Below are 22,050 nucleotides of genomic sequence, written 5' to 3' on the forward strand. Positions count from 1 at the left end.
AGCACCGGAAGCGCAGGAAGCCGCCATTTGCAGGCCGGCCTCACCTGAATATCGGCGTACTTACGCCGCTTCCGCCCTGCACTTGGCGCACACGCCGCGAAATTCGATCACGGCCTTCTTGGCCGCAAATCCCGTCGAGCGCACCCACTCATCCAGCCGGTGGTCGACATCGTGGTCGGACATCTCGGTGACCTGGCCGCAATTGTCGCAGATGGCGAAGGCGGTCATCGAGTGACTGTGGTCGTGCGGCTCGGCGCAGGCGACGAAGGAGTTGAGGCTTTCCAGCCGGTGCACGAAGCCGGACTTCACCAGCGTATCGAGCGCCCGGTAGACCTGCAGCGGCGCGCGGAAGCCGCGCTCGCGCAGCTGGTCGAGCAGCGTATAGGCGCTGAGCGGCCCGCTGGACGCCTCGAGCTTCTCGAGCACGCAGAGCTGGTTCTTGGTCAGCGCATCTCTTGCCGTCATCTTGCTCGCCCAAACGACGCCCGCACGGAATCTTGCGTGCTGGCGACCTCAATTCCCTGAGATAGCGACGAACGAAGGTTTTTGCCACTGTTTCCGCAGCGCGTGCCATCTGGCGTGCGCCGCGCGGCGATGCTTCGCCGGCTAATCTCTACTTGCGCGGCGGCCCCTTGCGCTCGGCGGAAGCCGCCCAAAGGTTGATGTCGGATTCGCGCGCATAAGTATCGATCTCGGCGAGCTCGGCATCGCTGAAGTCGAGCGCCTTGAGCGCGCCGACACAATCCTCGACCTGCTCCGGCCGGCTGGCGCCGATCAGCGCCGTGGTCACCCTGCCCTTGCGCAGCACCCAGGCCAGCGCCATCTGCGCCAGCGTCTGCCCGCGCCGGCCGGCAATGGCGTTGAGCGCCTTGATGTTGGCAATCGACTTGTCGTTGATGAAAGCCGGACGCAGCGATTTGCCTTGGGATGCCCGGCTGCCTTCGGGAATGCCGCCGAGATATTTGTCGGTCAGCATGCCTTGCGCTAGAGGCGAGAACACGATCGAGCCGATGCCCAGCCCCTCCAGCGTGTCGAGCAGCCCATCGTCCTCGACCCAGCGGTTGAGCATGGAATAGCTCGGCTGGTGGATGAGGCAGGGCGTGCCGAGCTGCCGCAATATGTCGGCCGCCTCGCGCGTGCGCTGCGAATTGTAGGACGAGATGCCGGCATAGAGCGCCTTGCCCGAGCGCACCGCATGGTCGAGCGCGCCCATCGTCTCCTCCAGCGGCGTCTCCGGGTCGAAGCGGTGCGAATAGAAGATGTCGACATAGTCGAGCCCCATGCGCTTCAGGCTCTGGTCGAGGCTGGCCAGCACGTATTTGCGGCTGCCCCACTCGCCGTATGGGCCAGCCCACATCTCGTAGCCCGCCTTGGTCGAGATGATCAGCTCGTCGCGATAGGCGGCGAAATCGGTGCGCATGATCTCGCCGAACGCGGTCTCGGCCGAGCCGGGCGGCGGACCGTAATTGTTGGCGAGGTCGAAATGCGTGATGCCGAGGTCGAAGGCCTTGCGCACGATCGCCTGCTTGGTCCTGTGCGGCGTGTCGTTGCCGAAATTATGCCACAGCCCGAGCGAGATCGCCGGCAGCTTCAGGCCGGAGCGTCCACAACGGTTGTAGATCATCTTCTCGTAGCGGTTCTCGGCGGCGACATAGGGCATGGGAAATCCTCGGGATCGAACCGGCGCGACGACCGCTGCCAGGAAAATTGAATCGATGCTTGCCCCTCTTCCTTACCCTCTCCCCGGCGGGACGGGGAGAGGGAGATGGAAAAATTATCGATAATCGCTGCCGGCTATTTTTTCTTGGCCAGCAGCGCCTTCGCATCCTTGACGCCGAGCGCGGCCGGCCGTTCGCAGCTCGTCTGCATGGCGACATATTTGCCGCTCTCGCCCGAACGCAGGATGCCGGTCATGACGTCGACGGCGTGCAGCGCCAGCTCCATCGAGCAGCGGTGCGGCCGTCCTTCGGCGATCGCGATCGCCATGTCGGCAAGGCCGGCGGTGCGGTAGTTGGCCATCATGCCTTGGCCATGCATCTCGTTCGGCACACCGAAGGGATGGTTCCACTTGGGCAGCTTCTTCACCGGCTTGGCGCTGTCGGTGAAGCGCACCTCGCCGCCGAAGAAATTCGGATCCGGCACGAAGACCGTGCCCGCTTCGCCGTAGAGCTCCATCGGCGCGTGCCCGTGGCTCCAGACGTCCCAGGAGGTGTTGAGCGTGATCACCGCGCCATTCGCGAATTCGAGCAGCGCATGGATGGTGGTCGGCGTGTTCACCGGGATTTTTTCACCCGCGCGCGGTTGGGAGCTGATGGTGCGCTCCTTGGCCGGGGTCGTGGCAAAGGCCGCAACCTGTTTCACCGGCCCGATCAGCTGGATCAGGTTGGTGACGTAATACGGACCGATGTCCAGCACCGGACCGGCGCCCGGCTGGAAGAAGAAGTCGGGATTGGGGTGCCAGTGCTCCATGCCGTGGCCCATTACATGGCAGGTGCCGCTGGTGATCTTGCCGAGCTTGCCGCTGTCGATCAGCTCGCGCACCAACTGGTGCGCGCCGCCGAGGAAAGTGTCCGGCGCCGAACCGATGCGCAGGCCCTTTTTCTCGGCCCGTTTCTTCAGATCGAGCCCTTCCTCGATCGACAAGACGAACGGCTTTTCCGAATAGACATGCTTGCCGGCGTCGAGGACCGCTTTCGAAACTTCGTAGTGCACGGCCGGGATCGTCAGATTGACGATGATGTCGATCTCATCGTCCTTCAGCAGTTCGTCAACCGTCTCGGCGCGGAGCTTGAACTCCTTCGCCCGCGCCTTGGCGGCGTCCAAGTTGATATCCGCGCAGGCCCGCATCTTGATGCCGCGAAACAGCGGCGCGAGCGAGAAATACGCCTTCGAGATGTTGCCGCAGCCGATGACGCCGACGCCAAGTTTGTCTGCCATTTCGATTACTCCTGCCAGCTCTTGGCCGCTGCGATCGAGCGCCGGGCATAACGCTCGATGTCGTTGGGATTGTCCTGTTCCATGATGAAATACTTCGCCGCGCTCCTGGCGCGCAATGTCTTGAACAGGCCCGCCCAGTCGATTGTGCCGTGCCCGACATCGGACCAGCCGTCCTCGTCCAGCCCCTCGCCCGGCTTGGCCATATCCTTGACGTGGACGGCGGTGATGCGCTTGCCGTGCTTTTCGATCCAGGGCAGCGGATCGGCGCCGCCGCGCACCACCCAGGCGACGTCCATTTCCCAGCCGATATCGGGTGCGGCGGACAGGATGTGGTCCTGCGGCAGCGTGCCGTCGGCAAGCGCCTTGAACTCGAAATCGTGGTTATGCCAGGCAAAGCCGTAGCCGGCCTTTTTCGCCACCTCGCCGACCTTGGCGAGGCGTTCGCCGAAGCCGCGCCAGCCGGCCGTGTCGGTCGGGCGCTGGTCGGGCATCAGATATGGGCAGATCAAGAGCGTGATGCCGAGCGCGTCGGCGATTTTGCGCACGCCGTCAAAATCATTTTCCAGCGCGTCTATCGAGAAATGTCCGGTCGGCATCGCCAGCCCGTTGTCGTCGAGCTCGGCTCGGAACGCTTTCGGGTCGTCATAGACACCGCCGAAGCCCTCGACCTGACTGTAGCCGAGCTCGCCGAGCATCTTCACCACGCCGTTCCATGGCTGGAAATTGCGGGCGCTGTAGAGTTGGAATGACCAGTTCATCTGTCCTGTCCGTTCTGCTTGGGGGATGTCTTTCGGAGTTAGAGGCGATTGTCGGTTTGAGCGTCGAACAGCGAGGCGCGCGCCGGATCGAAGCCGATGCGGATCGCATCGCCATTGCGCAGCGTCTTGTCCGCTTCGACGCGGAAGGAGATGATCTGGCCGCCGAGCTTGGTCCACACCAGCGTGTCGGAGCCCATCGGATCGACGATCTCGACCGTCGACTCGGCGGTGAACGGCATGGCTCCGGCGGCGTCGCCGAAGGCGATGTGCTCTGGCCGGATGCCGAAGATGCAAGGCTTGGCCGCCCGGCCGCCGTCGCCGTCGAATTGATAGCGGCCGAGCGGCACCGACACGCCGTCCGCTTTGAAGACGGGGACGGCGCCCGCCTCCAACTCGCCTTTGAGGAAATTCATCGCCGGAGAACCGAGGAAGCCGGCGACGAAGCGGTTGACTGGCCGGTTGTAGATCGTTTGCGGTGCATCGAGCTGCTGGATGACCCCGCCTCTCATGACCGCGATGCGATCGGCCAGCGTCATCGCCTCGATCTGGTCGTGGGTGACGTAGATCATCGTGTTTTGCAAGCGACGGTGCAAAAGCTTGATCTCGACGCGCAGTTCCGAACGCAGCTTGGCGTCGAGATTGGAGAGCGGCTCGTCGAACAGGAAGACGTCGACGTCGCGCACCAGCGCCCGCCCGATCGCCACGCGCTGGCGCTGGCCGCCCGAAAGCGCCGACGGCTTGCGCTGCAGCAGCGGCTCGATCTGCAGGATCTCGGCGGCGCGCGCGATGCGTTTGGCGATCTCCTCCTTCGGCACGCCGGCGACGCGCAATCCGAAGGAGAGGTTCCTCTCCACCGTCATCTGCGGGTAGAGCGCGTAGGACTGGAACACCATGCCGATGCCGCGGTCCTTCGGCTCCTCCCAGGTGACGTTCTTGCCCTTGATGAAGATGCGGCCGTCCGAAATGTCGAGCAGCCCGGCAATGCAGTTGAGCAAGGTCGACTTGCCGCATCCGGATGGCCCGAGCAGCACGATGAACTCGCCCTCGGCTACATCCAGATTGAGCGTCTGCAGCACCGAGACGGCGCCGAAATTGAGCGACAGGTCCTGGATCGAAACGCTGGGATTGGCGATGTCAGCTTCCATCATCATCCTTTCACCGCGCCGGCGGCGATGCCGCGCACGAAGAGCTTGCCGGAAATGAAGTAGACGATGAGCGGAACCAGGCCGGTGAGGATCGTGGCGGCCATGTTGACGTTGTATTCCTTCACGCCTTGCACCGAGTTGACGATGTTGTTGAGCTGCACCGTCATCGGATAGGTGTCGGGGCGCGTGTAGACGACGCCGAACAGGAAGTCGTTCCAGATGCCGGTCACCTGCAGGATGATGGCGACGACGAAGATCGGCAGCGACATCGGCAGCATGATGCGCAGATAGATGCCCCAGAAGCCGGCGCCGTCGACGCGCGCGGCGCGGAACAATTCCTCGGGCATCGAGGTGAAATAGTTGCGGAAGAGCAGCGTCAGGATCGGCATTCCGAAGATCGAGTGCACGATCACCAGGCCGGTCAGCGAGCCGTAGATGCCGATTTCGCGCAGAATGATGACGATCGGATAGATCATCACCTGATAGGGGATGAAGGCCCCGACGATCAGGATGATGAAGAAGGTGTCGGCGCCCTTGAAGCGCCAGTTGGCGAGCGCATAGCCGTTCACCGAGGCGATCGCGATCGACAGGATCACCGACGGCACGGTGATGCGCACCGAATTCCAGAACCCGCGCGAGAGTCCGTCGCAGTTGAGACCGGTGCAGGCCGTCGCCCAGGCTTTCACCCAGGGCTCGAAGGTGATCTCGACCGGCGGCGAGAAGATATTGCCGAGGCGGATCTCCGGCATGCCCTTCAGCGACGTGACGATCATCACGTAGAGCGGCAACAGGTAATAGAGCGCCACGACGATCAGCGTGCCGTAAAGGAAGATATTGCGGCGCGACAGGGCGTGCCGCGGCTTCGGTCCGCTCGGGCCGGCGGCGTCGCGCCGCAGCGCTTGCGCCCCGGTGGACAGGGAGGCGACGTCAACCACGCTTGCGGCCTCCGAATTCGAGATAGGCCCATGGCACGATGACGATCACCACCGAGAGCAGCATCATGGTCGAGGCGGCGAAACCTTGGCCGAGATTCTGCGCGAAGAACATGTAGTCGTAGACATATTTCGCCGGCACTTCGGAGGCGATGCCGGGGCCGCCGCTGGTCTGCGCCACGACAAGGTCGTAGACCTTGACGATGCCGGCGGCAATGATGACCAGCGTGGTGATGAAGACTGGCCGCATCATCGGGATGACGATGAAGAGATAGGTCTTCCACATCGGTATGCCGTCCACCCGGGCGGCCTTCCAGATGTCCTCGTCTATGCCGCGCAAGCCGGCGAGCATCAGGCACATGATCAGCCCGGTGCCTTGCCAGAGCGCCGCGATCGAGATGCCATAGATGACGATGCTGGAATTGTAGAGCGGGTCGAAGCTGAAGCTCGTCCAGCCAAGGTCGCGCACGACGCGCTGCACGCCGAAATCCGGATTGAGCAGCCATTGCCAGACCAGCCCGGTGACGATGAATGACAGCGCGAAGGGATAGAGGAAGATGGTGCGGAACGTGTCCTCGAAGCGGATCTTCTGGTCGAGAAGCGCTGCAAGCACGAAGCCGATGACCAGCGAGAACACCAGCGAGATCGCGCCATAGATCAAAAGGTTCTCGATCGAGACCAGCCAGCGCGAGGTCGACCAGAGCCGGTGATACTGGTCGAGCCCGACGAAGTTGAGCCGCGGCAAAAGCTTCGAATTAGTGAAGGAATAGAGCACCGTCCACGCCGTGCCGCCGACGAAGACCACCAGCGCGGTCAGGATCATCGGGATCGATGCGATTTTCGCGTTGAGGTTGCGGAAAATCTGGTTGGGGCGTTGGCTATTGCTCATCTCGGCAGCCGGGCTGGGACAATGAGGACGTCATGCTCCCGACCCCGATAGGCAAGGGGCCGGGAACCGGCGGGGGCGCCGTGGATCAATCCGCCGAGGCGATGATGTCGGCGAAGCGCTTCTGCGCCTCTTCGAGCGTCATGTCGGGCTTGGCGAAGAATTCGGAGAACAGGTCCTCCTTCTGCTTCTGGGTATCCTGCGAGAGCAGTTGGTCCGTCCACGGCATGACGGCGCCCTTGGCCAGGATGGCGAGACCTTTCTTCATGCAATCGTTCGCCGTGCCGAGGTCGACGTCGCCGCGCACCGGCAGCGAACCCTTCTTGAGGTTGAAGGCGACCTGGGTCTTCGGGTCGAGCAGCGTCTCGGCGAGCACCACCTGCGCCTTGGACTTCGCTTCGTCCTTGAGCAGCGGGAAGTAGAAGGCATCGCCGCCGGTGGCGATGACCTCGTTCAGGCCAAGGCCGGGCAGGCAGGTGTAGTCCTTGCCGGCGGTCTTGCCGGCGACCTGGAACTCGCCCTGCGCCCAGTCGCCCATGATCTGGCCGCCGGCCTTGCCGGTGATGACCAGATTGGTCGCCTGGTTCCAGTCCTGCACATTGGTGTTCTTGGCCATCTTGCGGGCATCGTCGGCCGCCTTGAACACCTTGGCGATCTCGGGACCGGCGGCGAACTTGGCGTCCTTGTCCTTGTAGACCTTGAGGAAGGTGTCGGTGCCGCCGACCGCGGCCATCAGCACGTCGAAGGCGCCCGAGGCCTGCCAGGGCTGCCCGCCCACCGCCAGCGGAATGATGCCGGCCTTTTCCAGCGCCGGAGCGTCGGCGACGAACTCGTTCCAGTCCTTCGGCAACGGCACGCCGGCCTTCTGGAAAGCCTCGTTGGACAGCCACAGCCACTGCCAGGAATGGATGTTGACCGGCACGCAATAGATCTTGCCGCCGATGGTGCACGAGTCGAGCAGGCTCTTCGGCCGCACGACCTCCGTCCACTTGTCCTTGGTGGCGATGTCGGTGAGGTCGCGCATCAGCCCGGCTTGCACCAGTTCCTCCGCCTGGCGGCCATGGTTGAATTGGGTGGCGCCCATCGGATCGCCGCCGGTAATGCGGCTGATCATGATCGGCCGCGCCGTGCCGCCGGAGCCGGCGATGGCGCCGTCGACCCAGTGATTGCCCGTCGCGTCGAACGCCTTGGCAAGCTCGGCCACCGCCGCCGCCTCGCCGCCGGAAGTCCACCAATGGGTGACTTCCAGGTCGGTCGCGGCCGCCGGACCGGCGAAGTTGAGCGCGACCGTCGCGGCAAAGGCAGCAGTCAGGAATTTGTATCGCATTTCGGCTTCCTCCCAGAATCTGAAACGTTACAGATTTTGGATACGGCAAATGATCCGCCTAGGCAACCCCCTCGTTCAAAGCCGATCGAAGTTTTTTCGACACGCGAACAAAATACTCCTTTCGAGACTGCTAATTCAGCACTGGAGCGGTCGACTGGCGCCAAAATTACGCCGGAGCCGATATTCACCTGTGATTCCAGTGGCTTTACCTCATCTCCACACCCGGAGCACACGGGTTGCGAACCTTCCGGGACAATCACGAATATTGGCAACCTGTAACGTTTCAGTATATTGAGCTGGCCGCAGGCTGGAGGTCTCGCAAAGTCGACACTGTACGATTGCCGGCCAGCCCCGCGGCTGCTATGCGCCTGACGGGCGGGACGAATGGATAGACGGGTAACGAAGAAGGGCGACGACGCGTCGGGCAAGGAGCGGCCGACGCTGAAGACGCTTGCCTTTATGACGGGGCTTGGCGTCACCACCGTCTCGCGCGCGCTGAAGGATGCGCCGGAAATCGGCGCCGAGACCAGGCGCCGCGTACAGCTCGTCGCCAAGCAGATCGGCTATCGCCCCAACCGCGCCGGCGTGAGGTTGAGGACCGGCAAGACCAACGTCATCAGCCTGGTGCTCAATACCGAGCGCGAGATCATGAGCTTTGTCTCGGACATCATCTACGGTGTCTCGGAAGTCATTGCCGATACGCCCTACCATCTGATCGTCACGCCCTATTCGCGCTCGCAGGATCCGTTGGATCCGATACGCTACCTGGTGGAGACAGGTTCCGCCGACGGCGTCATCATTTCGCGCGCGCAACCCAACGATCCGCGCGCCCGTTATATGTTGGAGCACGGCATTCCCTTTGCCACGCATGGCCGCACCGAGATGGGGCTCGCGCACCCCTTCCATGATTTCGACAACTACGCCTTCGCTGGCGAAGCCGTGCGCCATCTCGCTCGCATCGGCCGGCGCCGCCTCGCTTTGGTGACGCCGCCGGTCGGCCTCACCTATTACGGTCACACCGTGAACGGCTTTGCCGATGCGCTGAGCGAGGTCGGCGCCAGCGAGGTGCCGTTCAACACCGTCTCCATCGACCACACGATCGAGCAGATCAGGATGCGCACCGCGCAGCTCATGCGCCGCGACGATCGCCCGGACGGCATCGTCAGCAGCGCCGCCGCAGCGACGCTCGCCATCGTCGCCGGCATCGAGGATGCCGGGCTGAAGCTCGGCCGCGACGTCGACGTGGTGTCGAAGCAGTCGTCGGAATTGCTGCATCTTTTCCGGCGGGAACTGCTCGTCGTAAACGAAGACTTCCGGCTCGCCGGCTCCGAGCTTGCCCGCGCCGTGCTCGGCTGGATCGGCGGCACGGAACCCGGCTCGCTGCAATCGCTGAGCAAGCCGAGCGAGGTTTTGCCTTACCGGGTTTAATGCCCCGCGCCGCTGCCCCACGGGCCGTGGAACGCGCCCTCTTCCCCGATGCGCTCAAAACCGTGCGCGCCGAAGAAATCGCGCTGCGCCTGGATCAGGTTCGAGGTGCCGCGCCCCTGACGGTAGCTGTCGAAATAGGCGAGCGCCGATGACAGCGCCGGCACCGGCGAGCCGGCCTCGGAAGCGCGCGCCACGATGCGCCTGAGCGACGGATGCGCCTCCTTCATCATGGCGATGAAGGCCGGCGCCATCAGAAGATTGGTCGAAGCGCTGCCCGAACCGAATGCCTCGGCCATCGTGTCCAGCATCTGCGAGCGGATGATGCAGCCGGCGCGCCAGATCTTGGCGATGGTCGGCATCGGCAGGCTCCAGTTGAATTCCTTCGAGGCGCCGCTCATCACAGCAAAACCCTGCGCGTAAGCGGCGATCTTGCCGGCGAACAAGGCCAGCTCCAGATCCTTGAGCAGCGCGGCCTTGTCGCCGGAGATCTTCTCGACCCCGATATTGCCATAGGCCTTTTCCGCCGCCTGCCGTTCCTCCTTGATCGAGGATAGAACGCGCGCCGCGACCGCAGCCTCGATCGCCGTTGCCGGAATGCCGAGCTGCTGCGCCTCGATGACCGACCATTTGCCGGTGCCCTTCTGACCGGCGCGATCGAGGATGATGTCGACCACTGGCTTGCCGGTCTTCGGATCGTCGGCGGCCAGCACCTTGGCGGTGATCTCGATCAGGTAGGAGTTGAGCCGGCCCTGGTTCCACTGTTCGAAGACCTTGCCGATCTCCTTCGGCTGCATGCCGAGGCCGTCGCGCAGGATGCCGTAGATCTCGGCGATCATCTGCATGTCGGCATATTCGATGCCGTTATGGATCGTCTTGACGAAATGGCCGGCGCCGTCATGCCCGAGCCAGGCGGCGCAAGGCTCGTCCTTGAACTTGGCGGAGATCGCCGTCAGCACGTTCTCGACGCGCTTCCAGGACTCTTCGGTGCCGCCGACCATGATCGACGGCCCGTGCCGCGCGCCTTCCTCGCCGCCCGACACGCCCATGCCGATGAAGGTAAGGCCGGATCCGGAGAGTTCCGAGAAGCGGCGCATCGTATCGCGGAAATTGGCGTTGCCGGCATCGATGACGATGTCGTTGTCGGAGAGCACGCCGCGCAGCGCCGCGATCTGCTCGTCGACCGGCTTGCCGGCCAGCACCATGATGATGATCGGCCGTGGCGGCCGGATCGCCGCGGCGAGCTCCTCAAGGCTGTAGCACGGGACGACCATGTCCTTCAGCGGACCGGCGCTCTCGACAAAGGCGTCGGTGCGCGACCGCGTGCGGTTGAAGACGGCGATGCGGTGCCCATGCTCGGCGATGTTGAGGGCGAGGTTGGAACCCATCGTGCCAAGGCCGATCAGGCCGATTTCGGCTTTTTCCATCGTTTCTTCCCTGCTTCGGATTTGTAGGACTTTTGCCCGGATGTTTGACGGGCCTTCGCGACGACGTCAACCGCCTCGACGAATTGTGTTGCGTCCGCGCTTTGTGAGGTTCAGGCCAAGCCGAGTCAGAACTTCCCCGGAGTTCCCGGAGGTCAAGTAACGTTCCGACATCGGGTAATATCCTCTTACCAAGGACGATGACTAGGGCAACTCCCCCGACGGTATGTGGCCAGGACTGCGTCCATGGCTTTTCGGTATTCGGAAAAATCTGGAATGAGCCCCAATTCTTTGGCTTGGGCGACGCATCTGTCGCCGGCAGCCGGGGATTTTGCCTGAGACAGGCAATCTCTCAACTTTGTCATTAAGACCTGAGGGGGAGGCTTGATTGAGCTATAACTGATCGAACCTGAACGAATGGATACAACCGTGACATCGCCCCTGTTCCATCGAGCAGGGTCAAAGATGTAGTTGAGCATGCGTTTGTCGTCAGGGTATTTTGACATGCCGTAGATTGCCATGACAAAGACATTTGCAAGTGCCTTGTCACCCGGATCAATTTTCATATCCGAATCTGAGGCAGGGAACTCGAGGTCTCCCCCAAGCTCCAAGGCAAGCTCTGAAAGGACTTCGCCATCGCCTTCTCGCGCCATGGGCCAAAGCAGCGCCCACTGCTTTTTACATTGGTTTTTGTAGTAGGACTCTACGGTAAACCTCAGACGCTCCTCGCGCGTCAAACTAGGCTGCATCAAGCTTGTTTTGCCTGTGAGATCGCATCCGCAGACAAGAAAAAAGACCAGAAGACCGCAACATACTTTCACAATAGACCGGGTCGACGTGACCACTGATTCAATTTTTCTTTGCCAAGAAATGCGCTCCGTCAACAGCATCGCTACGATCCCGAACACCTCAACGCATTGGTAAAAACCAGTGAGCCGCAAAAGGCAGCCCGCAGCTTATGTGGAAAATAAAAGCATAGCCATCTGGTATATTATTCGGCGCGAATATCGATCGGCGCCTCGATCTTCACCATCTCGAAATCCGAGACGAGGATGTCGAGCCGCACATTCCACCGTCCGGGCAGTGGGATGACGAGATTGTCGACCCGCCATGTGCCGTCGCCCGGCTTGGTCGCCGGCCGCTTGATCGGCTCGATGCCGGAATCCGGCTTCGACAGCACCAGCGTCACCGCCTTGGCGTCCAGCGGCCCGAAATCGCCGGTCATGATCATCACCGAGGCCGCGACCTCGCCGGCATGTCCAGGCGTGATGCTGAGATCGGCCATCGCCTGCAGTGTGTGGATGTGGATCGATACCGGCTGCGCGGCGGCGATCGCCAGCGCGCGAGGCGGCGGGGTGAAGCGCCAGCCGGCGGCGACGCCGAAGATGGCGAGCACGATCAGCATCTCGATGCCGATCGAGCGCATCAGCCGCCGTTGCACCTCGGTGTCGCCGGCCTCGGCGGGCGCCGTCAGTGTCCAGCGGTTGACCGCGGCAAGCGTGAACAGGAAGAGCAGCAGAGCGAGCTTCAGCAGCAGCAGGCGGCCATAGGCAGTGTGGACCAGCGCCGCAGGAGCCTGCACCTGGATGATCGCCAGCACGATGCCGCTGGCGGCAAGCACGGCGACGACGGGCAGGATCGCGCGCGAAAACCGGGCGAGGAACGTGCGCGCTTCGGCCGGCTGCTTCCGCAGTGCGAGGCCGAGCGGCGCCAGCGCGCCGGCCCAGAAGGCGATGGCCGCACCGTGAAGGAATACCAGCGGCCGCGTCAGCCATTGCGGTTCGGCGGCGCTGGCATGACCGCTCGCGGCAAGAGCAGCGCCGACACCGAACAGCGCAGCACTTGCCGACAGCTTGCGAAGACCCGGCGGCCCGGCAAGCGACAACAGCGCAAGACCAAGCGCGATCAGGCCGATCAGCACCGTCCAGACGAAGCTCGTCTCCAGCGCGGTCTTCCAGACCACCGGTGTCGCAAACCGCGCGAGCGGCGCGCCAAGCCCGTCCAGCCCTTGCAGGCCGAGCGACACGGGCGCCGCGACGAGGCCGAAAAGCAGTGCGACGGCAACAAAGCGTTGGCCGCAGCGCCGGTCCTTGGCCAGCCAGGCGAGCGCGAACGCGCCGCCGACGCCGAGAAGGAGGCCGGCGTAGAGAAGCAGCTTGGCTGCCCAGATCGCCGTGCGCAGCGTCCAGTCGACGGCTTCGCCCGCCACCGGTGCAGCGCTTGGCGCGCCGATGGAAAACAGCACCGACCCACCGACCGGATGGCCATCCTCTGAAATCACCCGCCAGCTCAGCACATGCGTGCCGGATTTGAGCGCCTCGGGATTGTCGATCGCGAGTGTCTGACCGTCCAGGCGATAGGAGTTCAGCGGCAGTTGCGTACCGTCCGGACGCACCAGGGTGAGCACCAGCGGCGAGACCGGCTCGCTGAAAGTCAGCGAGAACTGCGAGGGACTCTGCGCCAGCACTGCGCCGTCAGCCGGATCGGTCGCGACCAGCGCCGCATGCGCGAACGCACGGCCAGGCAGGATCAACAGCGCCATCAGCACAAAAGCAGCGAGCAGGCCGCTCGTGAGGAACCTGATGTGGACGCCGTTCAGGCGGACTGGGAAAGATGCGTTCATGCGGTCTTTGCGAGACGAAGCGGCGCGCCCTGATGGAGCGCGCCAACAGGAGATCATTTCTTGGGCAGCAATTTGATGCCGGGCGCCGGAGTTTCCAAGGCATCTTCATCCTGGCCGGCGGCCGGGATTTCGATCCAGCGATCGGTGGCGTCGCCGCATTCCTGCACCACCGGGAAATAAAGCATCTGGCCCGCCGGCAGATCGGCAGCCAGCGAAGCGCGGAAGACGAACTCGTCATAGAATTCGTCGGGCAGGTTGCCGCCGCTCCAGTCCACTTCCTTGACGCCGGTGGTCAGCGTCTCGCCATAGAGCTGGTAGGATTTCTCGTACTTGCCCTTCTTGGTCTGCAGCGTCCAGCCGGGCTTTGGCATCGGCTTCACCGAAATCACACCTTCTGGAATCTGCACGCGCAGGGCGGTCGTCGCCTTGCCCTCGCAGCCATGCGGCACGCGCAGGACCGCCTTGTAGGTCGAGCCGACAGGCGCTTCCTGCGTTTCGAGTGTGATGTGGGCGAATGCGGCGTTGGTTCCGAGCGCAAGCAGCGCGCCCGCCGCCAAAAGATATTTCTTCATGAAATGTCCCTCTGATTTCGAATTGGCGGATTACTCAGCGTGATCCATGTCCATCTCGCCGGTCTCGCCCATGCCTTCGACCAGGAACTCGACTTTGATGCTGCCGGCCTTCTCGAAGGTCAGCGTCGCGGGAAATTTCTCGCCCTGCTTCGGCTGCCGCTTCAGGCCGGTGAACATCAGGTGGTAGGCGCCCGGCTTCAGCGCGACCTTGCCGCCGGCCGGGATCTCCAGGCCGCCCTCGACCGGCCGCATGGTCATGACGCCGTCCTTGACACCCATCTCATGCAGTTCGGCCTTGTCCGAGATGTCGGAGGAAATCGACAGCAGCCGGTCCGGCGCGTTGCCCTTGTTGACCACGGTGAAATAGCCGCCGGCCACCTTGGCGCCTGGCGGCGTCGCCCGCGACCAGGGATGCTCTATCTCGAGATCGCCGATCTTGAATTCATGCGCCAGCGCGGCGGGAATGCAGGCGAAGAGGAGGAGAAGGGCGAATGCGGCAAGGCCGACAGATTGCAGGCCGAGCGTCGGCGCGCCGCGAAGGGCATAGGCCTGTGCCCTGGGAAGAAATTTGGACATGGTTGCTCCATGAATACGTGGGTCGCGCCGGGATGCGGCCGCGAACAGTCTGATCGTTGGATGGATGCGTCCGCGAAAAGGTTCCGCGGTATCAGACCATTGCCGGCGGCGCGCGCGGATTGGCGGGAGAACGGTCGCGGGCGAAATCCTGGTGTCGGAAGGCCGGAAGCTGGAAGGCGACGGTCTCAAAAACCCGGGTTCCGGCCAGTGCGCCGGCGTCCGGCGGCGGCGGATGCGCCGCCGAGACCATGTTGCAGCCAAGCGAGCAGCAGGCCGGCATATGCTGCTGGTGCGGATCGCCGCCGGGACGCTTGACGGCCCCGTCATGGGTGCAGATGACGTTGCCGAAGGCATCGAGCTGCGACGGCGCGCCGAAGGCGAAAGCGCCGAGCGAGGACTGAAGCAACAGAAGCAGCGCCGCGACGAACGCGGCCGGCATGCTCCATCGTCTCAGCCGGATATCCAACGGAAAGCTCTCCAGAAACCACATCGACCGTAGCACGGGGGGATGCGGTCGGAAAATCGGCAAAACCGCGCTGCGGCAACGCGGCGCGATTTGCCATGCTCGCTGGTCAGGCCGGCTGCGCCTGCCGCCCTTCAGGAATTGAAGTCAGCAGCGTCTGGCGCGCCGACTTCAGGTGCTTGCGGCAGGCGGCATCCACCTTGGCTGGATCGCGCGATTTCAGCGCCGCGATATAGGCGAGGTGCTCCTGCACCGCGACCGCGTTGCGCTGGCGCTCCTCGGCCTTGTTCCACTGGTAGTGATAGTGAAAGATCATCGCGATCACATCGTAGAAGTCGACGATGAAGCGGTTGTGCGAGGCGCGGTGGATCAGCCGGTGGAAGCGTTCGTCGAGCTCGGAGAACTCGTTGAAGCGCGTAGCGATTTCGCTCGCTAGCTGGCGGTGTTCGGACTCCAGCTGATCGAGATCGATCCACACCGCGCTGTCTTCCGGAAGCGCTGCGAAAGCCGCCGCCGAGCGCAGCTCGAACATCTCGCGGATCTCGGTCAGCTCCAACGCGAAGGCGCGCGTGAAACCCTTCAGCACCCAATGGCTGTTGCGCCGCTTCTCGATCAGCCCGAAGCGCGAGAAGCGGATCAGGAATTCGCGCACGCTGGTGGTACCGACACCGATCTCGCGCGCCAGCTCCAGCTCGTTGATCTGCATGCCGGCCTCGGCGCCCTCGGCAAGCAGCCGGCGCATGAAGGAGCGCTCGATGATCTCGGCCAGCGTATCGGTTTCCTCCTCGGGGAAGAAATCCTCCGGCTTCGGCGCCCGCAGCACCGTCTTGTTGCGCTTGTTCCAGTCGATCAGTCCGGTCTCTTCCATGCGCGATAGAATGCTGCGCACCGTCGTGCGGCTGACGCCGAGCAGCGTGCCGAGCTCAGGCTCGGACGGCAGGCTCTTGGTTTCGTCCAACAGCCTGAGGCAGCGGTTGAAGGCGTCCTTGTAGACATTGTTGCTCTTCGACATGCCCCGTATCCCCCAACGCTTGCGGCGGCCTGCCGGAAGCGCGATATGATCGGCGTTCCTAGAGCAGTTCGGCGTTTCCCGGAATTGCCGAACCGCTCTAAATCCTTGTCTCCGCTCAATTCCGGACGGAAAACCGCCAGGCACTTTTCCTGGAATTGCTCTAGCGCAGGCCTCCGAAAAGCGGAACGTTTCGCCAGCTTGCCAAACGGGCGGCCGCGGGCGTCTACTGAGACACGCGCCGCCCGCGACGAAAAAACAATTGACGCAAAAATGTTTTTTCCCGATAAAAGACATTACCTTTAAACGGGCGCAAGTCAATCCGCCCGCACTCCCAGGATCCACCCAGGACAGCCGCCGTGACCGTTGCAAACACCATCCTTCTCTCGCCTTCCGACAATGTCGCCGTTGCCAACGGGCGCATCGAAATCGGGACGCCATTGCCGGGCGGCGCCACTGCTGCTGCGGTGATCGAGCCGGGCCACAAGGTGGCGATCAAGCCGATCGCTGCCGGCGATGCGGTGGTGAAATACGCGCAGGCGATCGGCCGCGCGACGTTGGACATCGCGCCCGGCGAGCATGTCCATTCGCACAATCTGGTGTTCGAGAGCGGCCGCCTGCCGGTGGTGCCGCCGAGCGAGGCCGAGCACGCCACCGAGGCCGACCGCAAGCGCACCTTCATGGGCTACCGCCGCGCCGACGGCCGCGCCGGCACGCGCAACTTCATCGGCATCATCGCCAGTGTCAATTGCGCGGCCACCGTTTGCCACGCCATTGCCGACGAGGCCAACCGCACGATTCTGCCGAAATATCCCGGCATCGACGGCTTCGTGCCGATCGTTCACGGCCAGGGCTGCGGCATGAGCGGCACCGGCGACGGCATGATGGTGCTGCACCGCACGCTTGCGGGCTATGCGCGCCATCCGAATTTCGGCGGCGTGATGATGGTGGGGCTGGGCTGCGAGGTCAACCAGCTCACCCTCTACGGCCAGAAGGGCGTCGCGGCGGGAAAACGCCATTTCAACATCCAGGAAGCCGGCGGCTCGCGCAAATCGGTCGAACGGGCGATGGGCGTGCTGGCCGAGATCGCCGATGAGGTCGGCCACTTGCAGCGCGAGCCGATCCCGGTCTCGGAAATCGTCGTCGGCCTGCAATGCGGCGGCTCGGACGGCATGTCGGGCATCACGGCGAACCCGGCGCTGGGCGCCGCCGTCGATATCCTGGCCGGCTGCGGCGGCATCGGCATCCTCTCCGAGACCACCGAGATCTACGGCGCCGAGCATCTGCTTGCCTATCGCGCCGCCTCGCCCGAGATCGCCGCCAAGCTCGACGGCTATGTCAAGTGGTGGGAGGACCATACCGCCAAGCATGGCGCCTCGATCGACAACAACCCCTCGCCCGGCAACAAGCGCGGCGGCCTGACCACGATTCTGGAGAAATCGCTTGGCGCGGTCGCCAAGGGCGGCCAGACGCCGCTCAACGGCGTCTTCGGCTATGCCGAGAAGGTCTCGGGCAACGGCCTGGTGTTCATGGACACGCCCGGCTACGACCCGGTCTCGGCCACCGGCCAGGTGGCCGGCGGCGCCAATGTCATCGTCTTTACCACCGGCCGCGGTTCGTGCTTCGGCTGCCATCCGACGCCGTCGATCAAGGTCGCCACCAACTCGACCATGTATCACCAGATGGAAGAGGACATGGACGTCAATTGCGGCGTCATCGCCTCGGGCGAGAAGACCATCGCCGGCATGGGCCGCGAGCTCTTCGAGCTGATCATCGAGACGGCGTCCGGCCGCAAGACCAAGAGCGAGGCGTTCGGCTACGGCGACAACGAGTTCGTGCCCTGGCATCTCGGCGCGACCCTCTAGTCCGCAGCCATCGTCGCGTCAGGAAGGCGCCGTCGACGGGGAAGGAATCGGGCCATCACAATCGTGCGACCTCAATATGGAATGAATATTCCATATTGACAGAAAGATGAAATTAATGTTCCATCCCGATAAGGAGGAACGGAAGCACCTGTGCTGCCCGGGAGGAGCCGGCAGAGCCGAACAAATCTCACCCCGCATCACGCAAAAGGCACCAGAGACCGCTTGCATCGACCATGGCGATGCACTATCAAAAAACGGCATCTGTTTTTTATTGATAAAGTTCTGTTTGGGCCACGCCTATCCAGACGGAGCTTCCGAAACCTTCACCAGGCGACTTTAGGGAGGAACCTAATGAAATTCGTGACCAGCCTTCTCAACCGCCGCGCTTTCGTGGCTCTGGCCGCCGCTTCGATGCTTGCCGGCGCGCTGCATTCCGCACCCGCCTCGGCGGCCGACGTGACCATTCCGATCATCGTCAAGGACACCACCTCCTTCTACTGGCAGATCGTTCTGGCCGGCGCCCGCAAGGCCGGCAAGGACCTCGGCGTCAATGTGCCGGAACTCGGAGCCCAGGCTGAAACCGACGTCAACGGCCAGATCTCGATCCTCGAGAACGCCGTTGCGAGCAACCCGGCGGCAATCGTCATCTCGCCGACCGAATTCAAGGCGCTCGGCAAGCCGATCGACGAGGCGGCTTCCAAGGTCAAGGTCATCGGCATCGACTCCGGCGCCGACTCCAAGGCCTTCACCTCCTTCCTGACCACCGACAACGTTCAGGGCGGCCGCGTCGCCGCCGACGGTCTCGCCGCCGCCATCGGCGCCGCCAATGGCGGCAAGGTCGAAGGCAAGGTCGCGCTGATCACCGCGCTTCCGGGTGCCGGCTCGCTCGAGCAGCGCAAGCAGGGCTTCATCGAACAGATCAAGGCCAAGTATCCGGGCCTCGAGCTCGTCGCCGATAAATATGCCGACGGTCAGGCCACCACAGGCCTCAACATCGCGACCGACCTGATCACCGCCAATCCGGACCTCAAGGGCATCTTCGCCTCCAACCTGATCATGGCGCAGGGCGTCGGCCAGGCGATCGCCGAGAATAAGCTTGCCGGCAAGGTAGGGCTGATCGGCTTCGACAGCGACGAGAAGCTGATCAAGTTCCTCAATGACGGCGTCATCTCCGGCCTCGTCGTCCAGGATCCGTACCGGATGGGCTATGACGGCATCAAGACCGCTTTGGCCGCCTCGAAGGGCGAGAAGGTCGAAGCCAATGTCGACACCGGCGCGAACCTCGTCACCAAGGCGAACATGAAGGACCCGAAGATCGACGCGCTGCTCAACCCGAAGCTCAACTGAGCACCGTGATCCCTATCGGTTTCCGGGGCGGTCTCGCCCCGGAAACATCCCCGGGGGTGGGACGGCTTGGAAATTCGACGGCCAAAGCATTCCAGGAAAAGTGCGTAGCGGTTTTCCGTTCGGAATTGCGTGAACTTGCCTTACCTTGCCGATCAAGATGCGCACCTGAAGACGCATCGCCGCATACCCAATGGTTGAGACCAAACTGGGAGGATTGTCATGACGTCGACGGCGCAGGAACTGCACCCGGCCCCAACGCTGCAACCGGGCAGGACGATCCTCGAACTTAACGGGCTGGAAAAGCGCTATCCCGGCACGCATGCGCTGAAGCCCGTGCACCTTGCCTTCAAGGCGGGTGAGATCCACGCCATCGTCGGCGAGAACGGCGCCGGAAAATCCACCCTTATCAAGCTTCTGACCGGCGTTATGCCCCGCACCTCGGGCGAGGTCATCTGGGAAGGTCAGCCCGTGGCTTTGGCCACCCCGCACGAGGCGATGGCGCTCGGCATCAACGCCGTTCACCAGGAAGTGGTGCTGTGCCGCCATCTCACCGTCGCCGCCAATATGTTCCTCGGCGAAGAGGAGTCCCGCTTCGGCCTGCTGCAGCAGCGCGCCATGGTCAAGGACGCGCAGAAGATCATCAACGGCCTCGGCTTCGACCTGCCTGCGCATGTCGTGCTCGGCGACCTCACCATCGGCCAGCAGCAGCTGATCGCCGCTGCCCGCGCCACGGTGCGCGGCACCAAATTCCTGATCTTCGATGAGCCGACCGCCTACCTCACCCGCAAGGAGGCCGACCAGCTCTTCAAGCTGATCCGCCGGCTGAAGGGCGAAGGCGTCACCATCATCTATATCAGCCATCGCATGGAGGAAGTGTTCGAGCTCGCCGACCGCGTCTCCGTGCTGCGCGACGGCACGCTGGTAGGCACCCGCAACATCGCCGAAACCAACGAGCCCGAACTGGTCAAGCTGATGATCAACCGCTCGATCGAGCAGATCTACCACAAGGAGCATTTCACCCCCGGCGCGCCCATCGTCGAGACGAAGAACCTCTCCGGCAAAGGTTTTGAGAATGTCTCGGTGACCGTCCGCGCCGGTGAGATCGTCGGTCTCTACGGCCTGATCGGCGCCGGCCGCAGCGAGTTCGTCACCACGCTCTACGGCCGCCACAAGAAATCGGCCGGTCAGATCCTCTGGCAAGGCAAGGAGGTTCAGGTCAATTCCGAGCACGATGCGATCCGGCTCGGCATGGCGCTGGCCCCGGAAAGCCGCCGCGACCAGGGCCTGTGCCTCAATCTGCCGGTCGGCATGAACCTCAACCTGCCGATCTACAAACGCATATCGAGCAACCTGCTGATTTCCGGCGCCAAGGAAAAGACCGAGGCCGACCGCCAGATCGCCGACCTGCGCATCAAGACGCCGACGCGCAACGCGCTCGCCTCCAGCCTGTCCGGCGGCAACCAGCAGAAGATCGTCATCGGCAAATGGCTGGCGCATGGCGCCAAGCTGTTCATCTTCGACGAGCCGACGGTGGGCGTCGACGTCGGCACCAAGGCCGAGATCTACCGCCTGTTCAGCGCGCTTCTGTCGAAGGGCGCCGGCATCATCCTCATCTCGTCCTATCTGCCGGAAGTCTATGAGCTTGCCGACACGCTGCATGTGTTCCGGCGCGGCAAGCTGGTCGCCACGCATGGCTTCCGCACCGCCGATCACGAGGACATTCTCACGCAGGCGCTCGCCGAGAAACAAGAAAAGCAGGGAGGTCAGAAATGAGCACCGAGGCCATCGCCGCCGAAAGGCCCAAGCGAAATTACAACGCCCTGTTCGGGCTGACGCTGCTGGCGCTGCTGGTTCTGCTGTGGGTCATCCTGTCGTTGGCGACGACGAGCTTCGCTTCGGCCAACAACATCTCGAACCTTTTGCGCCAGGGTTCGATGATCGCCATCCTGGCGGTCGGCCAGACCTTCGTCATCATCACCGGCGGCATCGATCTTTCCGTCGGCGCGGTGGTTGGCTTCTCCACGGTCATCGCAGCCATGTTGATCAATGCGGGCGTGCCGGTCTTCGTCGCCATCCTGATCACGCTTCTGGTTGGCGTCGCCATTGGCCTGTTCCACGGTTTCGGCATCGTCAAGATGGGCCTGCCGCCCTTCATCATCACGCTGGCGACGCTGACGTCGCTGCGCGGCATCGGCCTCTTGATGACCAACGGCAATTCGATCTCGATCAACAACGACGCCTTCCAGGAATTCTCGCGCAACTCCTTTGTCGGCGTCCCCAATCTTTTCTGGATGGTGATCCTGGTCGGCATCCCGGCCTACATCTTCCTGCATCACAGCCGCTGGGGCCGTTATCTGTTCTCGGTCGGCTCCAATGCCGAGGCCTCGCGCCTGTCCGGCGTCAACGTGCAGCGCACCATCTACATGGCCTATACGCTGTCCGGTCTGTGCGCGGCCTTCGTCGGCGTGCTGCTTGCCTCGCGCATCGGCATCGGCAATCCGACGCAGGCGGAGGGCTGGGAACTGCAGGCGATCGCCTCGTCGGTGATCGGCGGCACCTCGCTGTTCGGCGCGGTGGGTTCGGTGCACGGGCCGCTGCTCGGCGCCTTCATCCTCGCTACCATCAACAACGGCGCCAACCTGCTCAACGTCAACGCCTTCTGGCAGCGCATCATCACCGGCCTGCTGATCATCGTCATCGTCTACTTCGACGGCCTGCGCCGTCGCGGCAAGTGAATCCTCCCTGACTGACGCCGGTCCGC

At 63.3% G+C, this 22,050-nt stretch carries 20 protein-coding genes; 5 read left to right on the forward strand and 15 right to left on the reverse strand.

Features of this window, described 5'->3' with window-relative positions; translation table 11 throughout:
- Window positions 1-60: 60 nt before the first annotated feature.
- From DPM33_RS06895 to DPM33_RS06930, 8 genes are all read right to left on the reverse strand, one after another.
- Entirely contained in the window at window positions 61-465 is a 405-nt protein-coding gene (locus tag DPM33_RS06895) for a Fur family transcriptional regulator (RefSeq protein WP_041003614.1), read from the reverse strand.
- Between the two features lie 148 nt (window positions 466-613).
- Window positions 614-1,660: an L-glyceraldehyde 3-phosphate reductase gene (gene mgrA / locus DPM33_RS06900; protein WP_112096629.1), complete on the reverse strand. Its 1,047-nt coding sequence runs from the start codon at window positions 1,658-1,660 to the stop codon at window positions 614-616.
- A gap of 134 nt (window positions 1,661-1,794) precedes the next feature.
- A complete protein-coding gene (locus tag DPM33_RS06905; protein WP_112096630.1) occupies window positions 1,795-2,937 on the reverse strand; it encodes a Gfo/Idh/MocA family protein in 1,143 nt (380 codons plus the stop codon).
- A 5-nt stretch (window positions 2,938-2,942) separates the two neighbouring features.
- The gene (locus tag DPM33_RS06910; RefSeq protein ID WP_112096631.1) at window positions 2,943-3,695 is read right to left on the reverse strand and encodes a sugar phosphate isomerase/epimerase family protein; all 753 of its coding nucleotides are present in this window, start codon (window positions 3,693-3,695) and stop codon (window positions 2,943-2,945) included.
- Between the two features lie 38 nt (window positions 3,696-3,733).
- Window positions 3,734-4,843 (reverse strand): ABC transporter ATP-binding protein, encoded by a 1,110-nt coding sequence (locus DPM33_RS06915; RefSeq protein WP_112096632.1) that lies wholly within the window; start codon window positions 4,841-4,843, stop codon window positions 3,734-3,736.
- Entirely contained in the window at window positions 4,843-5,775 is a 933-nt protein-coding gene (locus DPM33_RS06920; protein WP_112096633.1) for a carbohydrate ABC transporter permease, read from the reverse strand. Before DPM33_RS06920 ends, DPM33_RS06915 begins: the two co-directional genes overlap by 1 nt.
- The gene (locus tag DPM33_RS06925; RefSeq protein WP_112096634.1) at window positions 5,768-6,661 is read right to left on the reverse strand and encodes a carbohydrate ABC transporter permease; all 894 of its coding nucleotides are present in this window, start codon (window positions 6,659-6,661) and stop codon (window positions 5,768-5,770) included. The genes DPM33_RS06920 and DPM33_RS06925 overlap by 8 nt, the downstream gene beginning before the upstream one ends.
- An 85-nt stretch (window positions 6,662-6,746) precedes the next feature.
- Window positions 6,747-7,985 (reverse strand): ABC transporter substrate-binding protein, encoded by a 1,239-nt coding sequence (locus tag DPM33_RS06930; RefSeq protein ID WP_112096635.1) that lies wholly within the window; start codon window positions 7,983-7,985, stop codon window positions 6,747-6,749.
- Between the two features lie 384 nt (window positions 7,986-8,369).
- On the opposite strand from DPM33_RS06930, the gene DPM33_RS06935 reads away from it, so the two are divergent.
- Window positions 8,370-9,413, forward strand: coding sequence for a LacI family transcriptional regulator (locus DPM33_RS06935; RefSeq protein ID WP_112096636.1), 1,044 nt, complete (start codon window positions 8,370-8,372; stop codon window positions 9,411-9,413).
- On the opposite strand, the gene gndA is transcribed toward DPM33_RS06935, so the two are convergent.
- The 7 genes from gndA to DPM33_RS06970 form a co-directional block, all read right to left on the reverse strand.
- Window positions 9,410-10,837 carry an NADP-dependent phosphogluconate dehydrogenase gene (gene gndA / locus DPM33_RS06940; protein ID WP_112096637.1) on the reverse strand — a complete coding sequence of 476 codons (1,428 nt, stop codon included), beginning with the start codon at window positions 10,835-10,837 and terminating at the stop codon, window positions 9,410-9,412. The genes DPM33_RS06935 and gndA overlap by 4 nt on opposite strands.
- Window positions 10,838-11,022: 185 nt before the next feature.
- Window positions 11,023-11,724 (reverse strand): hypothetical protein, encoded by a 702-nt coding sequence (locus tag DPM33_RS06945; protein WP_146770212.1) that lies wholly within the window; start codon window positions 11,722-11,724, stop codon window positions 11,023-11,025.
- Between the two features lie 101 nt (window positions 11,725-11,825).
- Window positions 11,826-13,457 carry a copper resistance CopC/CopD family protein gene (locus tag DPM33_RS06950; protein ID WP_112096639.1) on the reverse strand — a complete coding sequence of 544 codons (1,632 nt, stop codon included), beginning with the start codon at window positions 13,455-13,457 and terminating at the stop codon, window positions 11,826-11,828.
- A 53-nt stretch (window positions 13,458-13,510) separates the two neighbouring features.
- Window positions 13,511-14,029, reverse strand: coding sequence for a YcnI family copper-binding membrane protein (locus tag DPM33_RS06955; RefSeq protein ID WP_112096640.1), 519 nt, complete (start codon window positions 14,027-14,029; stop codon window positions 13,511-13,513).
- Window positions 14,030-14,059: 30 nt separating this feature from the next.
- Window positions 14,060-14,605, reverse strand: coding sequence for a copper chaperone PCu(A)C (locus tag DPM33_RS06960; RefSeq protein WP_112096641.1), 546 nt, complete (start codon window positions 14,603-14,605; stop codon window positions 14,060-14,062).
- A gap of 91 nt (window positions 14,606-14,696) precedes the next feature.
- Window positions 14,697-15,044, reverse strand: a complete 348-nt coding sequence (locus DPM33_RS06965) for a DUF2946 family protein (protein WP_112096642.1) — start codon at window positions 15,042-15,044, stop codon at window positions 14,697-14,699.
- 133 nt (window positions 15,045-15,177) lie between these two features.
- Window positions 15,178-16,080, reverse strand: a complete 903-nt coding sequence (locus DPM33_RS06970; RefSeq protein WP_112096643.1) for a GntR family transcriptional regulator — start codon at window positions 16,078-16,080, stop codon at window positions 15,178-15,180.
- Window positions 16,081-16,436: 356 nt separating this feature from the next.
- Here DPM33_RS06970 and DPM33_RS06975 point away from each other — a divergent pair, with 356 nt between their 5' ends.
- The 4 genes from DPM33_RS06975 to DPM33_RS06990 all read left to right on the forward strand — a co-directional run bounded on the left by DPM33_RS06975 (window position 16,437) and on the right by DPM33_RS06990 (window position 22,024).
- Window positions 16,437-17,942, forward strand: coding sequence for a UxaA family hydrolase (locus tag DPM33_RS06975; RefSeq protein ID WP_112096644.1), 1,506 nt, complete (start codon window positions 16,437-16,439; stop codon window positions 17,940-17,942).
- Window positions 17,943-18,293: 351 nt separating this feature from the next.
- On the forward strand, window positions 18,294-19,289 hold the full coding sequence (locus tag DPM33_RS06980) for an ABC transporter substrate-binding protein (protein WP_112096645.1): 996 nt from the start codon (window positions 18,294-18,296) through the stop codon (window positions 19,287-19,289).
- A gap of 219 nt (window positions 19,290-19,508) precedes the next feature.
- Entirely contained in the window at window positions 19,509-21,062 is a 1,554-nt protein-coding gene (locus tag DPM33_RS06985; RefSeq protein ID WP_112096646.1) for a sugar ABC transporter ATP-binding protein, read from the forward strand.
- Entirely contained in the window at window positions 21,059-22,024 is a 966-nt protein-coding gene (locus tag DPM33_RS06990; protein ID WP_112096647.1) for an ABC transporter permease, read from the forward strand. The genes DPM33_RS06985 and DPM33_RS06990 overlap by 4 nt, the downstream gene beginning before the upstream one ends.
- The last annotated feature ends 26 nt before the right edge of the window (window positions 22,025-22,050 follow it).

It is taken from the genome of Mesorhizobium hawassense (genome assembly GCF_003289945.1).
Classification (GTDB): Bacteria; Pseudomonadota; Alphaproteobacteria; order Rhizobiales; family Rhizobiaceae; genus Mesorhizobium; species Mesorhizobium hawassense.